Here is a 25,308-nt window from a genome sequence, read left to right as displayed (position 1 = left end):
ATGCAAAATTGGACTTTAGAATTTAAAAAGCACAGCAGAAAATCTGCTGTGCTCTTAATTAAGACTATTATTTTGCAGCGCTATAGCGTTTAGAAACTTCGTCCCAATTCACTACGTTCCAGAATGCAGTAATATACTCTGGACGACGGTTTTGGTAGTTTAAGTAGTAAGCGTGCTCCCAAACATCCAAACCTAAAATTGGAGTTTTACCTTCCATTAATGGAGAATCTTGGTTTGGAGTGCTTGTTACTTCTAACTCACCATTGTTAACAGCAAGCCAAGCCCAGCCAGATCCAAAACGAGTTGTTGCTGCTTTTGCAAATTCTTCTTTGAAAGAATCAAGGCTGCCAAACTTGCTAGTGATCGCTTCTGCAAGCTCACCAGTTGGCTCACCACCCCCGTTAGGAGCAATTACTTGCCAGAAAAGGCTGTGGTTAGCATGACCGCCACCGTTGTTGCGAACAGCTGTACGTGCAGACTCAGGAACAGCGTCAAGATTAGAGATAACCTCTTCAACTGACTTAGAAAGAAGTTCCTCATTTCCCTCTAATGCGTTATTTAAGTTCGTCACATATGTGTTGTGGTGTTTAGTGTGATGGATATTCATTGTTTCTTTGTCAATATGAGGTTCTAAAGCATCGTATGCGTAAGGTAATTGTGGTAATTCAAAAGCCATTAATAATTCCTCCCTATGTATATGAATAGTTTCGGCTCCAAAGCTTCTTCGTTTTTAAGAAACTTCAAGAACTTCATGGTTAGATTACCAAAGATAGCCTGTTCTTTCAAACAAAACGCTTTGCTGACAAAGTTAAAATACCCGTTTTTTTCGTTTATATTCTCCAATAGAGATACAAACCATGAAATTTCGCTAAATTGTCAAATATCACCTAAATGTCTCTATGCCAACACCCTAGGAGCAAATCCCCTTATAAACACGGATAAAACAGTACCTTAACTATATTGACACCATGCCAACTTTTGCTTTAAATCGAGGTATAGCATCCAATAAGGAAGTGACAATATGTCAGAATTTAATATCTCGTTTTATAGCCTTCTTATCCAGCATTTTATAGCAAATGAAAGAATTGTTCATATTAAAGCAGATACAATCCTTTTTCAAGAAAAAGATCCTGTTGACTATGTTTACTTGCTGATGTCCGGAAATCTTGCATTGGGCAGGCATCATATTAAAGGCAAAGAATTTATTCTTAAGATCTTAAAGGACGAAGAAATTATCGTTGAATATCAATTATTTAAGGAAAATCCATCCTATCACTTTTTTGTCAAATCGCTATCCGATTGTGAACTTCTGAAAATTAAAAGAGAACAATTTGAGGAGTATTTGCTGAATGATAAGAAACTCCTCGCAAACTTAACATCCTGGCTAAGCACCCGCTATTTAAAAGCACAAATGAAATGCCAGGACTTAATTATTAACGGTAAAAAAGGCGGACTTTATTCAATGCTTATCCGACTCGCTAACAGCTATGGAGTACGTACTGAAGAAGGCATTCTAATTGACCTTGTACTTACGCACCAGGAACTTGCTAATTTAACATTCGGTACCCGCGAGGTTGTACAGAGACTTCTGAAAGAGTTGCGTGAAGAAGGCATTATTTCTTATGAGAACCAAAAGTTCACGATTCTAAATATGAGCCATTTAAAAAGGGAGGTTGATTGTCAGCACTGTCCCCTTGAGATCTGTGGGGTTAACTGACATGAAGGGAAAAGCAGCAAGCAAGCAGCGGTACCGACCTGGCGCACGCATGCTTGCTTTTTTATTAAAAAACAACCAGCAGGAAATATATAATCATAATAGCTTGAATGATTCCTTTTGTCACAACACTGCTGACAAAGCCAACGACTGAGCCAAAACCTATCTTTGCAGCTTCTTTCAGATTTTTCTTATGAACTGCGACTTCAGCAATAACAGCACCTAAGAACGGACCAATTAATATTCCCAGAACAGGAATTACGAACGGACCAGCCAATAAGCCAATGGTGCTTCCCCATATGCCTGCTTTGCTGCCGCCATATTTTTTTACTCCAATTAAGTTTGCTGCATAATCTGCGGTAAATAGCAAGATGACAAATAGGATCTGAATAGTCCAGAAAAGCCAGCTGAAAGGCTCAAATGAAAATAAAAATCCGTATAACAAAAAACCTGCCGCAATAAAAAGAACACTTGGTATAATTGGATATACAAGTCCAACAAATGCGACGATAAATAAGATCGCAATGATGATCCAATAAATAGCCTCCACCTGATCACTCTCCTGCCAATAATATCCGATTTACATCTTTCTTATTGTACTATCTCTAATAGGAATTGAAAAGCGAAGCTCTTCATAAAAAAACCAAAATAGAGGCTGGGACAAAACGAAACTGCTATTTGTAAAACACGAATGTTCATTTTCAAGGTTTATGTGTTAACAAAGCCCGTTCCACCTTCGCTCCAGACCCTCGCTTTCCATGGGGAGGAAGCTGAGCCTCCTCGGAGCAAAGCTCCTGCGGGGTCTCACCTTTTCCTCTATTGCCCATAGGAGTCAAGGGTCCTCCGCTCCATTTCACTCAGAAATATTAAATGTTAAACAAACAAAAACCGAATGATTAGAAAGATTTACTCCCTAATCATTCGGTTCTGTGGCTGTGTTAAAACCTATGTCCCAGCCTCTTTCTGTATAATCATGCATGCAACGCAGAAATCAGTTTTATTTTGTTTCTCCCAGCACCGCTTCAGCGATATTAACAGCATGATCACCGATTCTTTCCAGGTTGCTGACAATATCAACATAGACGATACCTGATTGACCTGTGCATAATCCTTCGTTTAATCGCTGAATATGCTGCTTGCGGAGCTTTCTCTCCATCTGGTCAATTTGTTCCTCTTTTTTCACTACGTCAATGGCAGCATCTTTATCTTTATGATCTAATGCCTGGAGCGCTTCTTTGACCGTAGTAATGGTTAATCCGAACATCTCCTGCAGATCTTTCATTGCTTGATCTGTTATGGTTACTTTATTTGCCTTTTTAAATTCAATCAATTCAACAATATTTTCAAAGTGATCCCCGATCCGTTCAATATCACGGACTGTGTCCATCAGCATTGTATGTTCTTCCGATTCATGTTCCGATAGCGAGCTTGTAGACAATAATACAAGATAATCTGTAATTTTACGGTCTAAATTATTTATCGCTTCTTCAAGCTGATAGGCGTTATCGGAATGCTTTTGTTGGCCATTTGTCAAGAAATCTTGAGTTTCCTCAAGACCTTTTACTGAAAATTGGCCCATTCTCAATACTTCTTCCTTTGCCTGTCCAAGCGCTATTGAAGGTGATTGCTGAATGAAAACTGGATCGAGATGTTTTGCTTTATATTCAATAACAGAGTCTTCTCCAGGAATCATCTTAGTAACAATATAAGCTAGTGCCCCAACAAATGGCAGCTGAATAAGCGTGTTTGTTATATTAAACATTCCATGAGAAAATGCGATCGTCATTTGCGGATTCAAGTCTAAGAAAGATTGTAAACTTTCCACTACATAGGTAAACGGAGTCAGTAATATCATAAAAATCGTCGTACCTACAATGTTAAATATTACGTGAACGGCTGCTGCTCTTCTAGCAGCAACAGAAGCACCAATGGCAGCTAAAACAGCTGTAATCGTTGTTCCAATATTATCTCCAAATAACACAGGTAATGCAGCGTCTAATCGGATTAAATCTTCAGCAAACAACCCTTGCAGAATCCCAATTGTCGCACTGGAGCTTTGAACAATAACTGTAAATACAGTACCTACAACAACACCTAGAATTGGGTTAGAGCTCATGCTGACAGTTAAATCATGAAAAGCTTCCAGCGATCTTAAAGGCTTCATTCCGCCGCTCATTAACTCTAAACCATAAAATAATGCACCAAAACCGAATAGAATCTGACCAAAGTTGTTAACTTTTTTGTTTTTAATAAAGAATAAAAGAATCGCACCTACTGCCAATATAGGCAATGCGTATTCACCAACATCAATGCCAATAATAAATGCTGTTACAGTTGTACCTATATTCGCACCCATTATGACACCGATAGCTTGACGTAAAGTCATAAAACCAGCACTAACCAGACCTACCGTAATAACGGTTGTAGCAGAGCTGCTCTGAATTAATATCGTAACAAGTATCCCTGCTAATACTCCCATAAACGGATTGGTTGTAAATCTGTCCAGTAAATCTCTTAATCGATCACCAGCTGATTTTTGGAGTCCATCCCCCATCGTCTTAATTCCGTATAGGAATATTCCGAGCCCTCCAAGAAATTCAAAAATCATTTGCTGAACATCTAGTTCCAAAAGTTTCAACCCCTACTTTTAATAATCAATCGACAATATTCTTCAAAACCCCTTACCAATTATTATGGGAACACATTCAAAAGTAAAGAATTATTAACGCGAATTTACATTACCTTAACATTAAGTAGTAATATTACATTTTGATTACAATTGTTTCATTATTAAGTCATTTTCATTTGCTTGTACAACTCCAAGTAACAAGCTAGAATAAGCATTGAATACGAAAAAGGGTGTGTGTACGACTAAATGAAAATGAATATTTTTAAACAGTTTATTAAAAGTCTTTATTCCCCAAAGGATATTAGCATGTTTCGCTTTCAAGGAATTGGAAAAACCATTTTATATGTATTTTTCCTTACTTTGATCTCTGTCATTCCGACCATTTATTTCCTCAGTACTTCTATTATGAATAGTGTTGAAGAAATAACAAATAGTATAGAGAATGAGTTCCCAGACTTCTATATTGAAGATGGTGAATTGCATTCAGAAGAAAACAAACCTTTGACTATTCCAGGAAATGACATGGTTATTCAATTCGATTCGACTGGCACGCTAACAAGTGAAGATATACGCTCTGATCAGAATACCGTTGCATTGTTAAAAGACGAATTTGTTTTCGTTGCTGGCGGACAAGTACAAACTTATGATTACAGCATGCTGACTGGAATGACCTTCTCAAAACAAGAAATTACCGAATACTTAGCAGCTGCTGATTCCTTTTTGATCATCGTTCTGCTTATTATGGCGATCATTATTTATCTCTTCTCAGCAGGATTGCGATTTATCGAAGTATCCATCTTAGCTTTAATCGGCCTTCTAATCAAAAACATGATGAACCGCAAGCTGCAGTATCGCCAAACTTGGCGCATGTCTGCTTACAGTATAACATTGTCTACCATCTTCTTTACCATTATGGCATCTCTTCAAACTGTTGTGCCGAATGGAGCACTGATTAGCTGGCTTGTTGGAATAGTTGTCCTATTACTGGCAATCAGAGAAGTTCCACAGCCTAAAAATAATAATGTTTAATGTTGCTGAGACATAAGTTCAGTTTAGCTATATTTCCGAATGACTGGGTATTACTATTCCCACCATTCGGTTTTTTTTATATAAAATTTTAAATAGGAGCAATAGAAGAAAGGGTGAGACCCCGCGGAGCACTAGAGACAAGGAGGATCAGACTTAATGATCCTGAAAGAATATTATCCGCAGCGCAGGTGGCATGTGCCTGGTCTATCAGCATAACGCATACTGTAATTGTTCGTATTTAGGAATTACTTTATGTTTTGTCCAGTATCCTTATTTTTATAGGAATAAACTATCGGGGACGAGCATACATATTGGTTAAGTACGAACATTATGCCTAGGAGGCCTGCCAATATGAAGAGACTTTCAGCTTTCATCCTAACCATTCTTTGTATCTATGCTATTTATTTTGATTTAACAAGCGGCACACTTCCCAATCAAAATGAGGAAATTGCCGTAGAAGCCTCTGCAGCCAATCAAGAAGCAGGTCTAGAGTACTTTGAAAAAGAAGTCGGACCAGGTGAAACCGTATTAACGATCATTGAAGCGCAGCTGGGCGGACCTGTACCTGTAGCAATCGACACGGTTGTGAGCGATTTCCAAACCTTAAATACAGGCATCCAGCCTGAACAAATCCAAAATGGGAAAACTTACAAATTCCCTTCTTATAAATAAACAAATAATATTAAGGCAGTGTTAAACCTTTTATATTCATTGCAACATTCTTGTCAACTTCAGCGTTTCATTGATACAATGAAGTGAACTTTCTTTTCATAGTTCTTTAAATTTATGAATAAAAAAAGGAGCGAATCTCCATTGACTGAGATGATACATCGTACAAAAACGAGACCAGTAAAAGTTGGTCCTTTAACTATTGGCGGAAGCAACGAATTATTTATACAAAGCATGACAACAACAAAGACACATGATGTTGAGGCAACTGTTGCAGAGATCAAACGTCTAGAAGAAGCAGGCTGTCAAGTTGTCCGTGTAGCTTGCCCTGATGAAAGAGCGGCTAATGCAATTGCTGAAATTAAAAAGAGAATTAATATTCCACTTGTGGTTGATATCCACTTCGATTATAAACTTGCCTTAAAAGCGATCGAGGGCGGAGCAGATAAAATCAGAATCAATCCTGGTAATATTGGCAGACGCGAAAAGGTTGAAGCTGTCGTAAAGGCTGCTAAAGCGAAAGGAATTCCAATTCGTATTGGGGTTAACGCTGGATCATTAGAAAAAAGAATTCTGGAAAAATACGGATATCCCACAGCTGATGGCATGGTTGAAAGTGCCTTGCATCACATTAAAATTCTTGAGGATCTTGATTTCCACGATATCATCGTATCCATGAAGGCATCAGATGTAAACTTGGCCATCGAAGCCTATGAAAAAGCATCTATGGCTTTTGATTACCCGCTTCACCTTGGCATCACAGAGTCTGGAACCCTGTTTGCTGGTACGGTAAAAAGTGCTGCTGGTCTAGGAGCCATTTTAAGCAAAGGACTCGGAAATACCCTTCGTATTTCTTTAAGTGCTGATCCTGTTGAAGAGGTAAAGGTAGCAAGAGAACTGCTAAAAGTATTTGGCCTTTCTTCTAATGCAGCAACACTTATTTCATGTCCTACATGCGGTCGTATTGAAATTGATCTAATTTCAATCGCAAATGAAGTGGAAGAGTATATCTCAACAATTAAAGCTCCAATTAAAGTAGCCGTTTTAGGCTGCGCTGTTAACGGTCCTGGTGAAGCTCGTGAGGCTGACATAGGCATTGCAGGTGCCCGTGGAGAAGGATTGCTTTTCCGCAAAGGAGAAATTGTTCGCAAAGTACCTGAAGCAACCATGGTAGAAGAACTAAAAGTTGAAATTGATAAAATCGCCGAAGAATACTTCGCTAAACAAGCCGAAGAAAAGGCAAAAGCTGAACAAGCAGAAATTATTTCGCAATAAGCAGAAAAAGAGCCCGGCAAAAGCCGGACTCTTTTTTTATCTGCTGCTTAAAAGAATGGCAATATGAACAGACCTATAATAATGGATACTGCTCCAATTCCAATTGCCCATCCTCCGAGCGTTTTAGAACCCCTGCGGCTTGCAACGAAGCCTAAAACAATTCCTGCCGCTCCCATTAGAACCGGCCAGATGAATAGCGAAAGAATTGAAAGGATTAGGGCCGTATAGCCAACACCTTTTCCTTCCCCTGCTCTTGGCTGCTCATTAGTCTCTGACCTGCTTCGGTTATAAGTTGTGACAGGAGCAGCAATCTCTGCTGCTGTTTCTTCAGTAAAATCTCCCGCTCCATAGGCACCATATTGCTTTACTTCTCCAATATCTGTACCATATCGATGATTTGTTTTACCATCGAATTTTTGATCTTGATCTTGATCTGCCATCAAAATCCCTCGCTTTCCTTATCACTGCTGAAGTGTATCAGGTGAAGCAGTTATTATTATGGCCAATACCACTGATTTTACAATGCTAAATACTGGTTGAATATCCACTTTTATATCAATATATATCGAGTTCTTTCGTGTTTACAAATCATTTGTTAAGATATTATAGGGAATCATGTCTTAAGATAGCATTTCTAGCCATGGGACGACCAACCTTATACGGTATGGATCTACTATATATAAAAAGGAGCAGCATACGATGAAGAAACGATTTGGAATTGACATTGATGGTACTGTAACATGTCCATCCTCAATGATTCCGTTTTTAAATTCTTCCTTTCAGTTAAAGTTAACGTTAGAGGATATTAAGCAATATGACTTAATGCCGCTTGTAAATGTAAGCGAAGAAGAATTTGCAGAGTGGTTCACAACAAATGAACCCATTATTTACAAAGATTCGCCTATGGCAGAAGGTGCCGGGGAAGTCTTAACAAAGTGGAAGGATGAGCATGAATTATATTTTATAAGCGCTAGAGGCAGCCATCTCCTTGAGGTAACCAGAAATTGGTTCTTGGAGAATGAACTAACCTTCCATCATATTGAATTAATCGGAAGCCATGATAAAATTGCTGCAGCAAAAAAGCACAATGTGGATATATTTTTCGAGGACAAACACGATAACGCAGTAATGATCCATGAGCAATGCGGAATTCCAGTACTGCTTTTTGATACTCCATACAATCGAGATCCAATTCCAGAAGGAGTCATCCGTGTATACAGCTGGCAAGAAGCAGAGGACTGGGTGAAAAATTGGCTTGCTGCTGATAAAGTTTCCCGATAAAAACAAAACAGCATTAACCAAATGGTTAATGCTGTTTTTTCAGCTGCACTCCGGACATTTTCCATAAATCTCAAATTTATGACCCGAAATATCGTACCCTTTTAAGTTTTCACTCAGTCCTTCCATAGGACAAGTGCCAATCTCTTTCGTCTTACCGCAATCTAAGCAAATGAAATGATGATGATGGTGATGATGTGAACAGGTAAAGCGGAAATGCTTTTCACCTGAAAGCTCGGTCATCTCAAAAATATCCAACTCTGCAAATAGGGACAGATTTCGATAAATCGTATCAAAGCTAAGTCCCGGATAGTTGTCTTTCATATGTTCAATTACATCTCGAGCCGTTAAATATTTATTACTGGCAGCAAAAAGCTCTAACATTTCTTCTCTTTTGCCAGTGATCTTATAGCCTTTTTCCTTCAAAAGATCAAGTGCTTCTTGTGTATTCATTGTAATCACCTCTAAAAAAACATTTCAATAATCTATAACTATCATATATTAAGCAGACCTTGCTGCCATCATTTTTTTTGAAAAGATTGTTAAAATCAAAATACAGACAGCTATAACAACAATCACTCCGCCTGGTGCCAAATCTGCGTAATAAGAAATAAACAGGCCGCCAATTACGGATATCTCTCCAAATAGTATAGAATAAAATATCGTTTGTTTAAAGCCTTTTGCTATTCTCATACTTGCCGCAACCGGAATGGTCATTAAAGAAGACACTAATAAAATCCCTACAATTCTCATAGAAGCAGCAATAACAAGAGCAACCATTACAATAAAAATAAAATGAAGACTTTTCACTGACATTCCGGATGCTTTTGCGTGTTCTTCATCGAATGAAAGCAGAAATAACTCTTTATATAAAAGAACAACTATTAGGATCACAACCATACTAATAACTAAAATGGTCCATAAATCCAGTCTGCTCACGGCACTGACACTGCCAAATAAATAACTGAATATATCTGTGTTAAAGCCGTCCGCCATTGAAATAAAGATCACACTCAGCCCTATGCCCCCAGATAAAATAATGGGAATCGCCAGCTCCTGATAATGTTTGTAGACACCACGCAGCTTTTCAATGAACAAAGATCCTCCAACAGAAAAAACCATTCCCATATACAGGGGATTAAGTCCTGACAATCCAAGAAACTTTTTTTCCAGAAGCAAACTTGCCGCTATTCCTGCTAATGTGACATGGCTAAGGGCATCCGCAATAAGAGAAAGCCTGCGCACCACAATAAATACGCCTAACAGAGGCGCAATAACCCCAATAATGATCCCTGTAAGAAAGGCATTTTGCAGAAATTCATACTGCATTAATCCTTCAATCATGCATGGCCACCTCCATGATGGTGATGATGATGACCATGATCATGGGAAAGAACTTGAACATCATGTCCATAATATAATGACATATCTTTCATATCTAATTGTTCAAACTCCTCAGTTTCTCCATGAAAATGAAGTTTTTTATTCATGCATGCGACATGGGAAACTTTATCAGAGACAGCTCCAATATCATGTGTAACCAATAAAAGTGTTATTTGAAGCTCTTTATTCAAATGTTCCAGCATGGCATAAAAGGATTCTACATTTTGTGCATCCACGCCTACTGTTGGTTCATCTAAGATCAGAATTTGCGGGTCGCTGACCAGTGCCCGCGCTATAAACACACGCTGCTGCTGCCCCCCAGAAAGTTCTCCAATATTACGATCTTTAAATTCCAGCAAGCCGACAGATCTAATCGCCTGCAGTACTTTTTGCTCGTCAGACTTTTTCATAAAACGGAAAAGGCCGATCTTTGTAGTCAGTCCGCTTGAAACCACTTCATATACAGTGGCAGGGAAGCCAGTGTTAAACGAATTGGCCTTTTGTGAGACATAGCCAATTTTATGCCATTCCTTAAACCTGGCAATATCCTGGCCAAACAGCTTGATTTTGCCACTTTGCAGTTTTAAAAGGCCCAGCAGAAGCTTTAATAAAGTTGATTTACCAGAGCCATTTGGACCTACAATTGCTAAAAAAGAGCCAGTCTCTACTGTCAGCTGAATATTCTCGAGCACATTTTCTTTTTCATAACGATATGAAACATCCTCTATTACAATAATGGAATCTTTATTCCCCATCTGAATCACCTATTATTTAAGAATCATTACGATTTTTAACAAACCGTAGTATACCCCATGCTCTTTTAAAAGTAAAGAAAACTCGCCGAATGGCAGCAGCGCTTACTGAATCATTCCACTTCCATATATTTTATTTCTAATTCCAAGTGCCTATTTTAGCTTTGCTGCACCCGCACGATAAAATTAGTCACGATTTTCAAGCTTATGTCATAGAGTACATTGGGAGGGATGACATTGAAGCTGTTTGAAAACATTATTAATCATAAATTAAGTAATATTACTGGTGCCGAATTATTAAAATATGCGAATCAATTCCAAATTTCCGTTGCGAAAGCAGATGCAGAGAAAATTGCACAATATTTGCGAGGTAAAAAAATTAATATATTTAACGATAGCGACCGTGCAAAGGTTATTAAAGAAATTGCCAAAATCGCTGGTCCTGATACCGCAAAACAAGTAAATAAATTATTTTTAATGTTCTCCAAGTAACCCAATACTTACTTAAAGAATGGCATACCGCAGTTTAATTCGGTTTTATATCGTATTTTAACATGTTTTTGATGCAAGTCTGCTTCGTTTTTTGACGCTTTCTAAATGCCAAAAAGAGGAAGCCGCATAAGACGGCCTCCTCTTTTTCATTATGAACCCTGAATATCAGTCAGCAGATTTTCATTAAAGGCCTGGTCTCTCAGCATTGCGATTTCATGCTTATAAGGCGCCTTTTTGCTGCTTTTATCTTCTCCGACAAATGGTGTCTCTAATATTTTTGGAATATGAGACAGCTGCGGATGATGAACAATATAATTTAAAGCTTTAAAACCGATATGGCCAAAGCCAATATTTTCATGACGGTCTTTACGTGCGCCTCTTTCATTTTTGCTGTCATTAATATGAAGAACCTTTAATCGATCTAAACCGACTATTTTATCAAAGCTTTCCAGTACACCATCAAAATCTTCGACAATATCGTAGCCAGCATCATGGGTATGGCACGTATCAAAGCAAACGGATAAATGCTCGTTATGGGTGACACCCTCCATAATCATCGCCAATTCCTCAAAGCTTCTTCCGCACTCAGATCCTTTTCCGGCCATTGTTTCTAAAGCAATCTGAACCTGTTCTTCCCCATTCAGGACTTCGTTAAGACCTTCAATAATCTTTTTAATCCCCTCTTCCGCTCCAGCACCAACATGAGCACCTGGATGAAGAACGATTTGTCGCGCGCCTAAGGCCTCTGTGCGATCAATTTCTGATCGCAAGAAATTTACACCAAGCTCAAATGTTGCAGGGTTTGTGGTATTGCCGATATTGATGATATACGGAGCATGCACAACAATATCAGCCATTCCATTAGCTTGCATATGCTTAAGACCTTCTTCAATGTTCAAGTCTTCGATTTTTTTTCTGCGTGTATTTTGCGGTGCTCCTGTATAAATCATAAACGTATTTGCACCATAGGATGCCGCTTCCTCACTAGCTGCCAGCAGCATTTTTTTACCGCTCATTGAAACATGCGAACCAATTTTAAGCATCTTCTTCTCCCCCCAGCTTACTTGCGTTTAATTCTTCTTTCGCGTTTTTTAATTTTATCCATTTCCCACTTCATTTTCTTTTTATAGCCTGGTTTTACTTTTTTCGGCTTTTGGACAAGCGACTGTGCCTTTTTGTCTGTATCGTCTGTTTGTCTTTGACGATTTTTCCGCTTATTGCGATCGTCCAATTCAGTCCAATTGCCATTTTGCAAATCAACATGCTTAAAAGCAATACCCATTTTTTCCAGCTTGTTTAACGCATCCTCGTTTGCTGGATCATAGACAGTCAGAGCAATTCCTGAAAAGCCAGCTCTCCCCGTACGACCTACACGATGAATGTAAAAATCAAGATCGGTTGGAAGCTCATAGTTAATGACATGGCTTATTCCCTGAATATCAATTCCTCTGGCAGCTAAATCAGTCGCCACAATATATTGAAATTCTAAATCAACAATCTGCTTCATCATTTTTTTGCGTTCACGCGGATTCAGGTCACCATGGATTCTACCGACCTTTAATCCCTTGCTCATGAGACCATCTGCCACTTCATCTGCTTTTTTCTTCGTATTTGTAAAAACAATCGCCAAATACGGGTTATATGCCTTTAAAGCTTCATATACAAGGTTAACCTTGTTACGGTGACGTGAAGGAAGCAAAATATGTTCAATTTTGCTGGCAGCCATTTGTTTCGGCTCAACATGCACAAACTTAGGATTTTCCATATATTTCTTTAAAAATGGCTTTAATTTTTCTGGAATAGTCGCTGAAAAGACAAGCATCTGAAGCTTCTCCTGCATTCTTGCCGCGATCACATCTACATCTTCAATAAAGCCCATATCCAGCATTAGATCTGCTTCGTCGACTACTAGCATATGTGCTGTGTGCACAAACAGCGCATTTTCTTTAACCAAATCTGAAATTCTTCCAGGTGTTCCAATCACAATATGAGGCTGGTTTTTTAACTTCTCGATTGTTCTTTGCTTGTCCGTACCGCCAACATAACAGCGCGCGGCAATTTCTTCGCCTTCCTTACAATGCTTTGTGATCTTTAAGACTTCCTGATAGATCTGATTGGCAAGCTCCCGTGTAGGAGCCGTGATAATTGCCTGCAGCTCCTTTTTAGAAGGGTCGATTTTTTGCAGCATTGGCAGGACATAGGCAAGAGTCTTTCCTGTTCCTGTCTGAGACTGCCCGATTGCACTTTCCCCTTTTAATATGGATGGGATAAGCCTTTCTTGGATTTCCGTTGGCTCATAAAAACCCAAATCCTTAATTGCATCATTAATAAACGGTGTAAATTGAAAACGTTCAAATTTTGTTGACATTATATAAACTCCTTAAGGTTCAATTCTTCCAAAAACACTTCAACTACATATATTAGCTCTGTAAACACTTCTAAATTACGTTCAGATGCAATTCAGGTGGATCTCATCGCTTTTCTTTGTCCAGCTCCTGGCGCTAGGGGCTCGAGGTCTTAAGTCAATCCATCTTGAAGGTAAAGAACACCTCCCAGCTGGCTTGCCTTAAGCTAGTCGCCCCTGAGCAAGCGCCATCCGCTTTTCTCTGTCCAGCTCCATCGGCTAGCCCCTCGAGGTCATAAGCCAATCTGTCCTAAAGGTTAAAGAACAACCTTTATGCCATCTTGTCTTATGCTTGTCGGGGCTGAACAAGCCGATTCCGCTTTTCTGGTCATCATGTTATTATAATAAAGTTTTGTGTAAATAACCACCTATTCACTGCATATATATTTATGTTGGTCTATTTTTTGTTTTTTTAACAATAAAAGCTTTTTTTCCGCTGGAACCTAAACCATTTGCATATTGGTGCATAGTTTATTATAAAGCAGTCATTTATCACAGTAGACGATGGAATTTTTTATGCTAATTGATGTAGTTTGAAAGGGGGAAAAAGAAATGTTTCCAGGACAACGCGGGCCTTTTCAGGGAGGAATGCCACGCAGTCCGTTTATGGGTCCGATGGGCGGTCAGCCACAGATGGGGCAGATGATGAGAGGACCGATGCGCGGCCAAGGCGGGGGTGGTGGTTTACTTGCAAAAATTCTAGGTGGTGGCGGCAATAAAGCTGGAGGCGCAGCCGGGCTTTTGGGCAGCAGAACAGCTGGCGGAGCCGGTGCAGCTTCAAGTGGAGGATTCTTGCAGACACTGACAAATCCTGCTGCCATAAGCGGTTTTTTAAATAACACGCAGAAGGTGCTTCATACTGCAAATCAAATCGGGCCAATGGTCCAGCAATACGGCCCAATGGTGAAAAACCTTCCGGCCATGTGGAAGCTTTATCGTGGATTAAAAGATATGCCAGATGCAGATGATACAACAGAAGAAACAGAAAATAAACCTTTGAAAAGCAAAGATAAGAACACTTCCCAAAATATTGATATTAAAAATGATGAATCTGTAGATTTCACTCCAAATAAAGAAGCAAAAAAAGGGACCTCAACACCTAAATTATATATATAATTGAATCCGCCTGCTTTTTGGCGGGTTTTTATTATTTAGGAAGCAATAATCTGCTGAACCTGAAATAGACGATCTTTGAATTATTGCTGTAAGTTTTATATAATAGGGTAGAATTGATCGGTTTCACATATCTTCAGGTTGAAAAACAGCGATCTGAGAGATAGAACGTTTCACTTGGGGAGGAATATAATTGAACATTATTAAGATATCACCTCGCGGCTATTGTTATGGAGTTGTCGATGCAATGGTGATCGCGCGCAATGCAGCACTTGATAAAACGCTGCCGAGGCCAATATATATATTAGGTATGATCGTCCACAATAAACATGTAACAGATGCCTTCGAAGAAGAAGGAATCATCACATTAGATGGAAAAGACAGAGAAGAAATTCTCGAAAAGGTTGAAAAGGGCACCGTCATCTTTACAGCTCATGGCGTTTCACCTCAGATTCGCAAACGCGCGAAAGAAAAAGGGCTAGTCACAATTGATGCAACTTGTCCGGATGTCACAAGAACACATGATTTAATCAGAGAGAAAAAAGATGAAGGCTTTCAAATCATTTATATTGGAAAAAAAGGACACCCAGAGCCTGAAGGTGCAATCGGCGTAGCGCCAGACATCGTTCATCTCGTTGAGACCATTGAAGATGTGAACAAACTTGATCTGCAGGGACAGAAAGTGCTTGTAACCAATCAGACAACCATGAGTCAATGGGATGTTGGCCATGTAATGGACCAAATCAAAGAAAGATTCCCGCATGCTGAGTTTCACAAAGAAATTTGCCTGGCAACTCAAGTTCGACAAGAAGCAGTTGCAAAACAAGCTGGAGAGGCAGATGTTGTTATTGTTGTCGGAGACCCGAAAAGCAATAACTCCAACCGTCTTGCTCAAGTTTCCGAAGATATTGCAGGCACACGCGCATATAGAATTGCCGATCTTTCAGAGCTTCAAATTGATTGGATTAAGGATGCTGAGACAGTTGGTGTAACATCTGGTGCCTCTACACCAACACCTATTACCAAAGAAGTAATCAACTTTATTCAGCAATTTAATCCCCTTGATGAATCAACTTGGGTAACAGAAAAGAAAGTTCCGCTGAACAAAATTCTTCCAAAAATTAAACAAGTAAAATAACAAAAGGTGCCCATATGCAGGGCACCTTTTTTCACTTATAAAAATTGAAATGGGTCTGTATTTAAAACAGAAGAGAAAATTTTTACATCCCAGCCTTTTAATTCAGCCATCTTTGTAAGCTTATGCGCGACACCTTTTTTCATGACTTTTTCAATGTTATGCCCTGGATCAATGATATTTAACCCTGCTAGCATAGCATCGTGCGCAACATGATAATACATATCACCAGTTACATACACGTCTGCACCCTTCAGTTTGGCTGACATATAATATTTGTTTCCATCACCGCCGAGTACAGCTACCCTTTTCACCTTGTCACTTAAATTCCCAACGACTCTTACCCCTTTAACCTCTAAACGGTCCTTTATATGCTCCGCAAATTGCTCCAGGGTCATTTCGTCTATTTGTCCAATTCGTCCAAGTCCCAGAGTTTCTCCTTTATTGGCTAGTTCGTATAGGTCATATGCTACCTCTTCATATGGATGGGCTTTAAACATGGCACGGAGGATTTGTTTCTCCAGATGTACAGGGAAAATGGTCTCAATCCGCTCTTCAGAAACAGATTCCAGTTTTCCAATTTCACCGATATGAGGGTTTGCATCATTATTCGGTAAAAATTGCCCCGTTCCTGAAGAAGAGAAGGTACAATGACTATATTTGCCGATGGCTCCAGCGCCAGCATCGCCTAATGCTTTCCTCAAAGCAGAAGCATTTTCAGCTGGCACATAAACAACCAGTTTTTTCAAAGTCGTTTCATATGTAGGATACAGCACTTCTGTATTTTGCAGTCCGAGTGCTTCAGCAAGCAGGTCGTTAACACCGCCAGTTGCTACATCTAAGTTAGTATGAGCAGCATATACAGCAATATCATGCTTAATTAGTTTTTCGAGCATTCTGCCGGCAGGTGTATCTAAATTGATGGCTTTGAGCGGTCTAAAGATCGGAGGATGATGTGCAATAATTAGCTGCACATTGTTCGCGATTGCTTCATCCACAACCTCTTCTACAACATCTAAGGCAATCATTACATTTTCGACACTTCTGCCTAAACTTCCAATTTGCAGACCAACCTTATCCCCTTCCATCGCATAAGTTTTTGGAGAATATTGCTCAAATAAACCGATTATTTCATGTCCATTAACTTTTTTCATTCTGAATGGCCTCCTCTGCATGTAGAATTTTTTTCTGCAGCTCTTTCTTTTTCTGATCATTTTCTTCACTGCCTGCAGCTTTTTCCAGGTTCATGAGAATCTTGCGCCAATTTGCTAACTCTCCTTCCCATTTTTTTATAAAGACTGGCGATTTCTCAGAAAACAAAAACGGACCAAACAGCAATTCCTTCTCCAGTTGATGATAAGAACCATGTGGATTCCCTTTCTCTGCAACTAGAATTTCATATATCTTCCCATCTTCTTCTAGAATTTCTTCTGCAATAAGCTCCCAGCCATTCTTTAATAGCCATTCACGTATGGCAATCGCACTAATGTTAGGCTGCAGAATTAATCGTTCTTTTCCTGACAGTTTATGCTTCCCATCTTCTAAGATAGAGGCGATTAGCGGGCCTCCCATTCCTGCAATGGTAATGCAGTCAGCTTCTCCTGCTTCTAACACTTCCAGACCGCTTCCCTTACGCACAGAAATGACCTCTTCAAGACCTTCACTCTTCACTTGCCTTGTTGCCGATTGAAATGGTCCTTCCACCACTTCACCTGCAATTGCCCGTTTTGCAAGTCCTTTTTTTACAGCATAACAGGGCAGATAGGCATGATCTGAGCCGATATCCGCGATTGCGGAGCCTTCTTTTATGTAATTTGCAACTGTTTCAAGCCGCTTTGATAACTTTTCTGTATTCATTTTGCCACCACTTTACTTTGTAGTTCGACTGCTAAACAGTCCTGTTTCCATCCTATAAATGATGCTTCCTCTTGTCAACCCGCCGTATCCAGACGCCCAGTGCATGCTACTGAGGTGTCTAAGAGAAGATTAGGGGTATGGGGTTCGGTTATCATGTTTCCGTTAAATTCACTTCAATAAGGAAAATTTATAACTTTTTTCTGAAAGTACAAAAAAACCCTTTATATATAAAGGGTTTTTTTCATGTATCAGGGCAGACAGACATTGCTAAAATGCTAAATAATGCCTGTCCAAATGAAATTCCTATTTTTACTGCAGCTCAGAAAGCCACTCTGCCATAGCAGTTTCATTCCCAGGAACTAATCCGCCAGGCATTGCGCCTTTACCATTCGTTAAAATGTCAACGATTTCATCTTGAGACAGCCTATCACCAACACCTGTTAACGCAGGACCTGCCCCACCTTGGTATTGATCCCCGTGGCAGCCAATACAGCTTTGCTGGTAAATTTCCTCTGGATTCGCTTGAGCAATTTCGTCGGTTGTTTCTCCACCTTCGCCGTTAAGTTCAGCGGCAAGCTGTTCATTGTCACCAATTCCTTTAAATGAAAGCAGGAACATAGCACCAATTCCAATGACCATTATGATAACGAATGGAATAATTGGATTACGGTTCATCATTTAACCCCCCTTATGTAAGAAGCACATTCAATAAAGTTAAGCACATACAAACAAACTCTATTTTACTTTAAAATGGCGTGAAGGAAAAGACCTAAAGTGAAAGTTGTCACTACTTGTTCATAAAATTGACAAAGAAAACTTGTTTAGTCGCAAGTCTGCAAAGCTTAGTTGCACTTGGACTACATTCTTAGAATCAGCAACTGCACCCGTGTTTTATCTTTGTTACTCATTTAAGATTCTTTTAATACAAAAAACTCTACCGTTATCAGTAGAGTTTTCAATTCCCATGAAAATATACAACTTTTAACAGCCGATTTGCCGGGCAATTACCATTCTCTGAATTTCAGAAGTTCCTTCCCCAATTTCCGTTAGTTTCGCATCTCGCATATAACGTTCTACATGATACTCCTTCATATAGCCATATCCTCCATGAATTTGAACGGCTTGATCAGCAATTTCCATGCTAATTTCTGAGGCATATAGTTTGCACATAGAAGCTTCCTTAGTGAATGGCTTTCCTTGATCCTTCAGCCAAGCAGCTTTATAAACCATATTTCTTGCTAATTCTATTTTCATAGCCATATCGGCAAGCTTAAATTGAATCGCCTGAAAATGGGAAAGCGACCGGCCGAATTGCTGACGCTCTTTTGCATATTGCAGAGCTTTTTCATAGGCTGCCTGGGCGATGCCGACAGCCATAGCGCCAATGCCGATACGACCGCCATCAAGCGTAATTAAAAACTGTTTAAACCCTTCTCCCTTCTTTCCGAGCAATTGCTCAGTAGGAACGCATACATCTTCTAGAACCAGCTCGGTTGTATTTGAAGCATGAAGGCCCATCTTCTCATAATTATCAATAACCTTAAAACCTTTAGCATTTGTTGGAACAATAATAGCACTAATTTCTTTTGCCCCACTATGTTCCCCAGTAATTGCTGTAAGAGCCAAATGGTTTGCATAGCTTGCGTTCGTAATGTAACACTTATTTCCATTAATGATATATTCGCCATTTTTCTCAATCGCAGTTGTTCTGGTACCTCCTGCATCTGAACCAGCATTCGGCTCAGTTAACCCAAATGCACCAAACGTTTCGCCTGTACAAATAGGGACTAAATACTTTTGTTTCTGTTCCTCTGTACCAAACATATTTAATGGTGCGCCACCTAAAGATATATGAGCAGAATATGTAATCCCAGTGGATGCACAGGCCTTGCTTAATAATTCTGTTACAATCGCAAAGCTTATCGCATCTGCTCCTGCTCCACCATATTCTTCCGGAAAGGGCAATCCCATCATTCCTAAATCTGCCAGCTGCTTGAATATATCTTTTGGAAACGCCTTCGTTTTGTCCCGTTCAAGTGCTCCTGGAGCGACTTCTTCTTCCGCAAATTCCTTAATCGTTTTATAAATCATTTCCTGTTCGGATGTTAAATTAAAATTCATTTGCATCCCCCTTAGTGTTTTGAATACGCTTTCATTAATATTATATAGGGGAATGTATTATTTTCTCAACATTTAAAAATTTTAAAAAATATATTATTATATAAAAATAGAAACAACAATGGCAGCAATACCTAAAAATCCGGAAATCCTTAAATAGATCAGCCGCCACTTCCATCCGAGCAAAACCCAAATCAAACAATTAGAAATCAAGTTCATATAGAGTGGCAGAGATTGATTTGGAAAATAAACGGTGACAATCTCTACAGAGAAAAAAAGGTAAATAAGAGTTGATGTTATGATTGGTATATGCAGGATAATTTCTTTTTTAGAAAAATAAAAAAATAATGTTGCACCTAAAAAAATAAATAAAATAGCAAAGGCAGTTTGCAAAATGATAGATAATTCAGTAAAATATAATAAAAACACAGACATTGGAATAAGCAGCAAGAAAAGAAGGTTAACACTTTTCAGCATTTTCCCATTAACAACTTTTCGATCTTCCTTCGGCTGATTCCCTTCCGTGTACAAAGCAAGTAAATAATCACAATATTGTTCAGGCAGCAGCCTGTTCTTCTTCCAATAATTGATTTCATTGATAATGATGCTTTTTCTTTTATGCTGCATGCTGCGCACATCCAATCTAATTAGCTGATAAACAAAAATAGTTTACCTCTATTGTAAGAAGTAAACTATTTCATAGCAATCCTTAATTCATATAACCAATAGGTGAATTGACCTATTCTAAAAAGTCCTTAAGCCTTTTGCTTCTGCTTGGATGTCTTAGTTTTCGAAGTGCTTTCGCTTCAATTTGACGGATACGCTCACGGGTTACTCCGAATACTTTACCGACTTCTTCAAGCGTCCTAGTACGTCCGTCATCAAGTCCAAAACGAAGTCTAAGCACGTTCTCTTCACGATCGGTTAAAGTATCAAGTACATCTTCAAGCTGTTCCTTTAAAAGTTCATAGGCAGCATGCTCAGAAGGTGAAGTGGCATCCTGGTCTTCAATAAAGTCGCCAAGATGTGAGTCATCCTCTTCACCAATTGGTGTTTCAAGTGATACAGGCTCTTGAGCGATCTTTAAGATTTCACGTACCTTCTCAGGTGTTAAGTCCATATCTTCCGCAATTTCTTCTGGAGATGGTTCACGGCCAAGATCCTGAAGCAGCTGACGCTGTACTCGAATTAACTTGTTAATCGTCTCAACCATATGGACCGGAATACGGATTGTTCTCGCTTGGTCTGCAATCGCACGCGTAATCGCCTGACGAATCCACCAAGTAGCATATGTGCTAAATTTAAACCCTTTACGGTAGTCAAATTTTTCAACAGCTTTAATAAGACCCATGTTTCCTTCCTGAATTAAGTCCAGGAACAGCATGCCACGGCCGACATATCTTTTGGCGATACTCACAACAAGTCTTAAGTTCGCCTCTGCAAGACGGCGTTTTGCTTCTTCATCGCCTTCTTCAATGCGGTTTGCCAATGAAATTTCTTCTTCGGCAGTCAAAAGGTCAACTCGCCCAATTTCTTTTAAATACATACGAACAGGGTCGTTAATTTTCACTCCAGGCGGTACACTTAGATCATTAAGGTCGAATTCTTCTTCACCTTTAGCAAGCTCTTTTATGTTTGGATCTGCATCATCATTATCACCAACAAGCTCGATTCCCTGATCTCCAAGGAACTCATAAAACTCATCCATTTGGTGGGAGTCCAATTCAAAGTTAGCCAATCTTTCTGCTATATCATCGTAGGCGAGAACACCAGTCTTCTTTCCTACCTCTAAAACTTGTTCTTTTGCTTGTTCAAGGGTCAATTCTGAATCAACCTCTTTTGAACGGGCCGATTTTTCAGCCATTTGTCCCCCTCCTTCCAAAAATCACACACAGCGTATATAAAGCGCAATGTTTAAGTACCATTTATTCCATTATAGAAATGAGCTTCTGCTCAAAACTTCTAAATTAAATCCTTGCCATATTGGTTATACTGTTGTCTTTAATGACTTTTGCAACTGAATAATTTCCATGCCAATTAAAGCAGCCTTGTTATAATCCTTTTGCCTCTCAGCCTCTTTTGCCTCAGCTTTTTTTTCTTTTATCATTAGCATTTTTTGATAATTCAACACCTGCTTAATATAATCAGATAGCTCTTGTTCACTTAATTCATCATTAATGGTTACTAAAGCAATCTCTGCACAAATCTTACGAAGTTTATCATCATCAATAAAATGTATAAATGCACTAGTATCCGGTGAATGACCGCTTTCAAAGTAACCTAACAAATATGTGAAAATCGCTTGGTGTTCGTCAACATTAAATGTATTCCCGCCAAGTAAAGACTGAACCTTAAAAGCTATGTCTGCATCTTTCATCATATGAGAAATTAGATTTCTTTCTGCTGTATGAAAGGCTGGTCTAATTTTAGAAGAGGCAGATGCAGGCGGGTTCACCAAGGTGCGTGAATCGACATGGCGATCTTGATCATTTTGTCGCCTGCTGCCACGCTGGCTCATTTCAATTGCTTCAAGCTGTTCTTTAAGGGCATCAAGTGAAACGGAAAATTCCTCTGCTAATTGCCTTATATAAAGATCCTTCTCAACAGCTTTATCAAGCTTGGCAAGCTCCCTTAATACTTCTTCTATATAAAGAAGGCGATCTCCTTCATCCTGCAGCCTTTTCCCTCTGCGCAAATAAAGAATTTTAAACGCCATCAGCGTCAAGCTTCCATCAATGACTTCATTTCTAAATTTCTCAGCGCCATTTGCCTGAATATAATCATCTGGATCCAGACCGTCTGGCATCATCGCTACTCTAATTTGAAATCCCGCTTCATCAAGCATTGCAGAAGCGCGAAAAGCAGCTTCCTTTCCTGCATTATCGGAATCATAACAAATGGTGATGGACTGTACTTGTTTTTTTAATAACGCAATATGCTCGTCAGTTAAAGATGTTCCCATTGTGGCAACACCGTTTTCAACGCCGGCTCGATCGGCAGCAATGACATCTGCAAACCCTTCAAACAGGACGGCTCTTTGCATTTTTTTCATTTGGGCCCTTGCTGATTGAAAGTTATACAGGATTTTGCTTTTATTAAAAATAGGCGTTTCTGGACTATTTAAATATTTGGGATCATCGCCACCAAGTGCTCTGCCAGAAAACGCAATCGTGTTTCCGTTTCGATCTTGAATTGGAAACATGATGCGATCGCGGAAACGATCGAAGTAACTGCCATCTTTTTCGCGTTTAATGATCAATCCAGCTTTTTCCATCAATTGCTCTGGAAAGTTTCTTTTCATTAGAAATTTATAAACAAAATCCCAGGAGTTTAATGAATAGCCAATTTGAAATTTATCGATTGATTCCCGTGTAAAGCCTCGATCCAGCAAGTATTCAAGCGCATGCTGACCGTCTTTTGTATTTACGAGCAAATGATGGTAGAATTTACTTAATAGCTTATGTGCTTCAATCATTTGCTGAAAATCTGGAGACATTGACTTTGCGGCCGCAGCAGCCGGAGCATCAATATCAAGTTTTACATTCCCTTTTTCAGCAAGCTCAATAGCAGCTTCCTGAAAAGAATAACCTTCGATATCCATTATAAACGAGAAGGCATCGCCAGCTGCATGACAGCCAAAGCAATTATAAATCTGTTTGTCTGTTGATACAGAAAATGAAGGTGTATTTTCACCATGAAATGGACATAATCCAAAATAATTTCGCCCTTTTTTGGTGAGCTGGACATATTCTCCAATTACATCAACAAGATCAACAGATCTGCGAATTTCATCAATTTTCTCTGATGCAATAAGATCTGCCATAAGAACAACTCCTACTAGTTCTAAGAGGTATTCTATAAAAGTTATGGAATCCCTTCAACTTTCGACAAAATTTTTGTAAATGTGTTAATAAAATTTATTCGATCTTGTTTTGTAAAAGGTTTTGGGCCTTTACCATAAATCCCTTTTTTGCGTGCTTTTGCTGAGAGATATCTCATATCTAGCATTGTCCGGATATTTGATTCTTCGTATAGCATCCCTCTTGGAGAGAGTACATACATGTTTTTAAGCAGCAAGGTAGAAGCCAGCCCGATATCTTGGGTAATGACAATATCCTGTGATGATGTATGGTTCATTATGTAGAGATCGACTGCTTCTTGATCACAATCTACGAACCTCCATTCAGCTTCTTGAGCTTCATTCTTCATGTGAGCATATGAAGCAACAAATACAACTTTAATTGAAAAAGCTTTTGCAATTTCGACAATTTCATCTTTTACTGGACAAGAATCTGCATCCACAAAGATGGCAGTTGTGCCTAATGACTTATTAATTCTACATCACTCCGCATTTTCCTTCTTACTGGCTTAATTTTTCAAAAGGGATATTTGTCGAATTTTTTTTCAGCTGGTACCTTGACATCTTTCTTTAAATAGTTTATTCGTTCACTCTCAAGTCTAAACCTATTTAGAAGACATTTTTATCACAATTTTTTATTATAGTACATAATTGCTGGTTTTTCCATTAAAAAATAGACGTTTCATGCAAATTTCGTCATTTTTTTTATCCAATTCCTTTCCTTCATTAAAAAAGAGCACATAACAAGTATGTGCTAGGTAATTGGAAAGCTTTTACGATAATGATTGAGGATAACATTGGCTGTTTCTTCAACCGCTTTGTTTGTTACATCTATTACTGGGCATTGAAGGCGGTCCACTATATCTTCAAAGTAGTCAATTTCATTTTTAATTCTTTCAATATTCGCATAGCTTGCATTGTCGCTGAGACCTAATGAAATTAATCTTTCTCTCCTGATATTATTTAATTTTTGCGGGCTGATTTTTAAGCCATAGCATTTCTCCGGCTGAACCAAAAATAATTCTTCTGGCGGATCAACTTCAGGCACGAGCGGAACATTGGCAACCTTAAGCCTTTTATGGGCCAGGTATTGCGATAATGGTGTCTTAGAAGTTCTTGATACACCGACAAGTACAATATCAGCCTTCAATATCCCTCTTGGATCTCTTCCGTCATCATATTTCACAGCAAATTCAATTGCTTCGATCTTTTTGAAATAATCTTCATCAAGTTTTCGGACTAGACCTGGTTCATATAAAGGCTCAGTACCGCAAAATGTTTGGATTTGATCCATAAGCGGTCCAATAATATCACAGGCATAAATCCCTGCATTTTGTGCTGATACATTCATGTACTGTCGAATTTCTGGCTTAACCAGAGTATAGGCGATCATTCCATTATCCAGTTTCGCAAGCGAGATCACTTCGTCAATATGTGATAGTTCCTCTACATATGGAAATCTTTTTATAATGACGTCACCGCCATTGAATTGACTTGTTGCAGCTTTTGTTACGAGTTCCGCTGTTTCTCCTACAGAATCTGAAACAACATAGATTACCGGCATTTTCCCCATCCTTGATCACCATCTCCTATTTCTAGAA

At 39.0% G+C, this 25,308-nt stretch carries 26 protein-coding genes; 8 read left to right on the top strand and 18 right to left on the bottom strand.

The window, feature by feature from the left end; translation table 11 throughout:
• Positions 1 to 67: 67 nt before the first annotated feature.
• Positions 68 to 676 (bottom strand): superoxide dismutase, encoded by a 609-nt coding sequence (locus B7E07_RS07380; RefSeq protein WP_080845066.1) that lies wholly within the window; start codon positions 674 to 676, stop codon positions 68 to 70.
• Between the two features lie 345 nt (positions 677 to 1,021).
• Between B7E07_RS07380 and B7E07_RS07375 the strand changes: the two genes are divergently transcribed.
• A complete protein-coding gene (locus B7E07_RS07375; RefSeq protein WP_080845063.1) occupies positions 1,022 to 1,717 on the top strand; it encodes a Crp/Fnr family transcriptional regulator in 696 nt (231 codons plus the stop codon).
• A 64-nt stretch (positions 1,718 to 1,781) separates the two neighbouring features.
• On the opposite strand, the gene B7E07_RS07370 is transcribed toward B7E07_RS07375, so the two are convergent.
• Both B7E07_RS07370 and B7E07_RS07365 read right to left on the bottom strand, forming a co-directional pair.
• Entirely contained in the window at positions 1,782 to 2,264 is a 483-nt protein-coding gene (locus B7E07_RS07370; protein WP_080845061.1) for a DUF456 domain-containing protein, read from the bottom strand.
• 447 nt (positions 2,265 to 2,711) lie between these two features.
• Positions 2,712 to 4,343, bottom strand: a complete 1,632-nt coding sequence (locus B7E07_RS07365; RefSeq protein ID WP_176215126.1) for a Na/Pi cotransporter family protein — start codon at positions 4,341 to 4,343, stop codon at positions 2,712 to 2,714.
• 246 nt (positions 4,344 to 4,589) lie between these two features.
• Between B7E07_RS07365 and B7E07_RS07360 the strand changes: the two genes are divergently transcribed.
• From B7E07_RS07360 to ispG, 3 genes are all read left to right on the top strand, one after another.
• Entirely contained in the window at positions 4,590 to 5,372 is a 783-nt protein-coding gene (locus tag B7E07_RS07360) for a DUF1189 domain-containing protein (RefSeq protein WP_306807548.1), read from the top strand.
• A 351-nt stretch (positions 5,373 to 5,723) separates the two neighbouring features.
• The gene (locus B7E07_RS07355) at positions 5,724 to 6,044 is read left to right on the top strand and encodes a hypothetical protein (RefSeq protein WP_080845058.1); all 321 of its coding nucleotides are present in this window, start codon (positions 5,724 to 5,726) and stop codon (positions 6,042 to 6,044) included.
• A gap of 150 nt (positions 6,045 to 6,194) precedes the next feature.
• A complete protein-coding gene (gene ispG / locus B7E07_RS07350) occupies positions 6,195 to 7,316 on the top strand; it encodes a flavodoxin-dependent (E)-4-hydroxy-3-methylbut-2-enyl-diphosphate synthase (protein ID WP_176215286.1) in 1,122 nt (373 codons plus the stop codon).
• A 47-nt stretch (positions 7,317 to 7,363) separates the two neighbouring features.
• On the opposite strand, the gene B7E07_RS07345 is transcribed toward ispG, so the two are convergent.
• Positions 7,364 to 7,756, bottom strand: a complete 393-nt coding sequence (locus tag B7E07_RS07345) for a hypothetical protein (RefSeq protein ID WP_080845053.1) — start codon at positions 7,754 to 7,756, stop codon at positions 7,364 to 7,366.
• A 259-nt stretch (positions 7,757 to 8,015) separates the two neighbouring features.
• On the opposite strand from B7E07_RS07345, the gene B7E07_RS07340 reads away from it, so the two are divergent.
• Entirely contained in the window at positions 8,016 to 8,597 is a 582-nt protein-coding gene (locus tag B7E07_RS07340; protein WP_080845052.1) for a 5' nucleotidase, NT5C type, read from the top strand.
• A 39-nt stretch (positions 8,598 to 8,636) separates the two neighbouring features.
• Here B7E07_RS07340 and B7E07_RS07335 read toward each other — a convergent pair whose 3' ends face one another.
• From B7E07_RS07335 to B7E07_RS07325, 3 genes are read right to left on the bottom strand one after another with little or no spacing between them, the layout of a single operon-like run.
• Positions 8,637 to 9,047, bottom strand: a complete 411-nt coding sequence (locus tag B7E07_RS07335; protein ID WP_066443572.1) for a Fur family transcriptional regulator — start codon at positions 9,045 to 9,047, stop codon at positions 8,637 to 8,639.
• Positions 9,048 to 9,095: 48 nt separating this feature from the next.
• Positions 9,096 to 9,938: a metal ABC transporter permease gene (locus B7E07_RS07330; RefSeq protein ID WP_080845049.1), complete on the bottom strand. Its 843-nt coding sequence runs from the start codon at positions 9,936 to 9,938 to the stop codon at positions 9,096 to 9,098.
• Positions 9,935 to 10,732, bottom strand: a complete 798-nt coding sequence (locus tag B7E07_RS07325) for a metal ABC transporter ATP-binding protein (RefSeq protein ID WP_080845047.1) — start codon at positions 10,730 to 10,732, stop codon at positions 9,935 to 9,937. The genes B7E07_RS07330 and B7E07_RS07325 overlap by 4 nt, the downstream gene beginning before the upstream one ends.
• 234 nt (positions 10,733 to 10,966) lie before the next feature.
• Between B7E07_RS07325 and B7E07_RS07320 the strand changes: the two genes are divergently transcribed.
• Complete coding sequence (locus B7E07_RS07320) at positions 10,967 to 11,221, top strand: DUF2624 domain-containing protein (RefSeq protein ID WP_257391411.1); 255 nt, start codon at positions 10,967 to 10,969, stop codon at positions 11,219 to 11,221.
• A gap of 149 nt (positions 11,222 to 11,370) precedes the next feature.
• Here B7E07_RS07320 and B7E07_RS07315 read toward each other — a convergent pair whose 3' ends face one another.
• Together B7E07_RS07315 and B7E07_RS07310 are read right to left on the bottom strand one after the other, a co-directional pair.
• Positions 11,371 to 12,264, bottom strand: coding sequence for a deoxyribonuclease IV (locus tag B7E07_RS07315; protein WP_080845041.1), 894 nt, complete (start codon positions 12,262 to 12,264; stop codon positions 11,371 to 11,373).
• A 17-nt stretch (positions 12,265 to 12,281) separates the two neighbouring features.
• Positions 12,282 to 13,592: a DEAD/DEAH box helicase gene (locus B7E07_RS07310; protein WP_139785584.1), complete on the bottom strand. Its 1,311-nt coding sequence runs from the start codon at positions 13,590 to 13,592 to the stop codon at positions 12,282 to 12,284.
• Between the two features lie 585 nt (positions 13,593 to 14,177).
• Between B7E07_RS07310 and vrrA the strand changes: the two genes are divergently transcribed.
• Positions 14,178 to 14,741 (top strand): VrrA/YqfQ family protein, encoded by a 564-nt coding sequence (gene vrrA, locus B7E07_RS07305; protein ID WP_080845033.1) that lies wholly within the window; start codon positions 14,178 to 14,180, stop codon positions 14,739 to 14,741.
• Positions 14,742 to 14,931: 190 nt separating this feature from the next.
• On the top strand, positions 14,932 to 15,876 hold the full coding sequence (locus B7E07_RS07300; RefSeq protein WP_080845030.1) for a 4-hydroxy-3-methylbut-2-enyl diphosphate reductase: 945 nt from the start codon (positions 14,932 to 14,934) through the stop codon (positions 15,874 to 15,876).
• Positions 15,877 to 15,911: 35 nt separating this feature from the next.
• On the opposite strand, the gene B7E07_RS07295 is transcribed toward B7E07_RS07300, so the two are convergent.
• From B7E07_RS07295 to B7E07_RS07250, 9 genes are all read right to left on the bottom strand, one after another.
• On the bottom strand, positions 15,912 to 17,027 hold the full coding sequence (locus B7E07_RS07295) for a Nif3-like dinuclear metal center hexameric protein (protein WP_080845029.1): 1,116 nt from the start codon (positions 17,025 to 17,027) through the stop codon (positions 15,912 to 15,914).
• Positions 17,014 to 17,730, bottom strand: a complete 717-nt coding sequence (locus tag B7E07_RS07290) for a tRNA (adenine(22)-N(1))-methyltransferase (protein ID WP_080845027.1) — start codon at positions 17,728 to 17,730, stop codon at positions 17,014 to 17,016. Before B7E07_RS07290 ends, B7E07_RS07295 begins: the two co-directional genes overlap by 14 nt.
• Before the next feature lie 309 nt (positions 17,731 to 18,039).
• Complete coding sequence (cccA, locus tag B7E07_RS07280) at positions 18,040 to 18,405, bottom strand: cytochrome c550 (protein ID WP_080845022.1); 366 nt, start codon at positions 18,403 to 18,405, stop codon at positions 18,040 to 18,042.
• A gap of 306 nt (positions 18,406 to 18,711) precedes the next feature.
• Positions 18,712 to 19,851: an acyl-CoA dehydrogenase family protein gene (locus B7E07_RS07275; RefSeq protein ID WP_080845019.1), complete on the bottom strand. Its 1,140-nt coding sequence runs from the start codon at positions 19,849 to 19,851 to the stop codon at positions 18,712 to 18,714.
• Between the two features lie 96 nt (positions 19,852 to 19,947).
• A complete protein-coding gene (locus B7E07_RS07270) occupies positions 19,948 to 20,475 on the bottom strand; it encodes a hypothetical protein (RefSeq protein WP_080845018.1) in 528 nt (175 codons plus the stop codon).
• 112 nt (positions 20,476 to 20,587) lie between these two features.
• On the bottom strand, positions 20,588 to 21,712 hold the full coding sequence (gene rpoD / locus B7E07_RS07265; RefSeq protein WP_080845016.1) for an RNA polymerase sigma factor RpoD: 1,125 nt from the start codon (positions 21,710 to 21,712) through the stop codon (positions 20,588 to 20,590).
• A gap of 123 nt (positions 21,713 to 21,835) precedes the next feature.
• Positions 21,836 to 23,671: a DNA primase gene (gene dnaG, locus B7E07_RS07260; RefSeq protein ID WP_080845015.1), complete on the bottom strand. Its 1,836-nt coding sequence runs from the start codon at positions 23,669 to 23,671 to the stop codon at positions 21,836 to 21,838.
• Positions 23,672 to 23,712: 41 nt separating this feature from the next.
• On the bottom strand, positions 23,713 to 24,150 hold the full coding sequence (locus B7E07_RS07255) for a YaiI/YqxD family protein (protein WP_080845014.1): 438 nt from the start codon (positions 24,148 to 24,150) through the stop codon (positions 23,713 to 23,715).
• Between the two features lie 311 nt (positions 24,151 to 24,461).
• Positions 24,462 to 25,280 (bottom strand): pyruvate, water dikinase regulatory protein, encoded by an 819-nt coding sequence (locus B7E07_RS07250; protein WP_080845013.1) that lies wholly within the window; start codon positions 25,278 to 25,280, stop codon positions 24,462 to 24,464.
• Positions 25,281 to 25,308 lie beyond the last annotated feature (28 nt).

Source organism: Cytobacillus gottheilii (genome assembly GCF_900166665.1).
GTDB lineage: Bacteria > Bacillota > Bacilli > Bacillales > Cytobacillaceae > Cytobacillus > Cytobacillus gottheilii_A.
This window is presented reverse-complemented; position numbering and strand designations above follow the sequence as displayed.

Bases quoted from the DNA above. Each gene is read 5' to 3' on its own strand.
- B7E07_RS07380 (WP_080845066.1), bottom strand. From the start codon at position 676: ATGGCTTTTGAATTACCACAATTACCTTACGCATACGATGCTTTAGAA.
- B7E07_RS07375 (WP_080845063.1), top strand. From the start codon at position 1,022: ATGTCAGAATTTAATATCTCGTTTTATAGCCTTCTTATCCAGCATTTT.
- B7E07_RS07360 (WP_306807548.1), top strand. From the start codon at position 4,590: ATGAAAATGAATATTTTTAAACAGTTTATTAAAAGTCTTTATTCCCCA.
- B7E07_RS07355 (WP_080845058.1), top strand. From the start codon at position 5,724: ATGAAGAGACTTTCAGCTTTCATCCTAACCATTCTTTGTATCTATGCT.
- ispG (WP_176215286.1), top strand. From the start codon at position 6,195: ATGATACATCGTACAAAAACGAGACCAGTAAAAGTTGGTCCTTTAACT.
- B7E07_RS07345 (WP_080845053.1), bottom strand. From the start codon at position 7,756: ATGGCAGATCAAGATCAAGATCAAAAATTCGATGGTAAAACAAATCAT.
- B7E07_RS07340 (WP_080845052.1), top strand. From the start codon at position 8,016: ATGAAGAAACGATTTGGAATTGACATTGATGGTACTGTAACATGTCCA.
- B7E07_RS07335 (WP_066443572.1), bottom strand. From the start codon at position 9,047: ATGAATACACAAGAAGCACTTGATCTTTTGAAGGAAAAAGGCTATAAG.
- B7E07_RS07330 (WP_080845049.1), bottom strand. From the start codon at position 9,938: ATGATTGAAGGATTAATGCAGTATGAATTTCTGCAAAATGCCTTTCTT.
- B7E07_RS07325 (WP_080845047.1), bottom strand. From the start codon at position 10,732: ATGGGGAATAAAGATTCCATTATTGTAATAGAGGATGTTTCATATCGT.
- B7E07_RS07315 (WP_080845041.1), bottom strand. From the start codon at position 12,264: ATGCTTAAAATTGGTTCGCATGTTTCAATGAGCGGTAAAAAAATGCTG.
- vrrA (WP_080845033.1), top strand. From the start codon at position 14,178: ATGTTTCCAGGACAACGCGGGCCTTTTCAGGGAGGAATGCCACGCAGT.
- B7E07_RS07295 (WP_080845029.1), bottom strand. From the start codon at position 17,027: ATGAAAAAAGTTAATGGACATGAAATAATCGGTTTATTTGAGCAATAT.
- B7E07_RS07290 (WP_080845027.1), bottom strand. From the start codon at position 17,730: ATGAATACAGAAAAGTTATCAAAGCGGCTTGAAACAGTTGCAAATTAC.
- cccA (WP_080845022.1), bottom strand. From the start codon at position 18,405: ATGAACCGTAATCCAATTATTCCATTCGTTATCATAATGGTCATTGGA.
- B7E07_RS07275 (WP_080845019.1), bottom strand. From the start codon at position 19,851: ATGAATTTTAATTTAACATCCGAACAGGAAATGATTTATAAAACGATT.
- B7E07_RS07270 (WP_080845018.1), bottom strand. From the start codon at position 20,475: ATGCAGCATAAAAGAAAAAGCATCATTATCAATGAAATCAATTATTGG.
- rpoD (WP_080845016.1), bottom strand. From the start codon at position 21,712: ATGGCTGAAAAATCGGCCCGTTCAAAAGAGGTTGATTCAGAATTGACC.
- dnaG (WP_080845015.1), bottom strand. From the start codon at position 23,671: ATGGCAGATCTTATTGCATCAGAGAAAATTGATGAAATTCGCAGATCT.
- B7E07_RS07250 (WP_080845013.1), bottom strand. From the start codon at position 25,280: ATGGGGAAAATGCCGGTAATCTATGTTGTTTCAGATTCTGTAGGAGAA.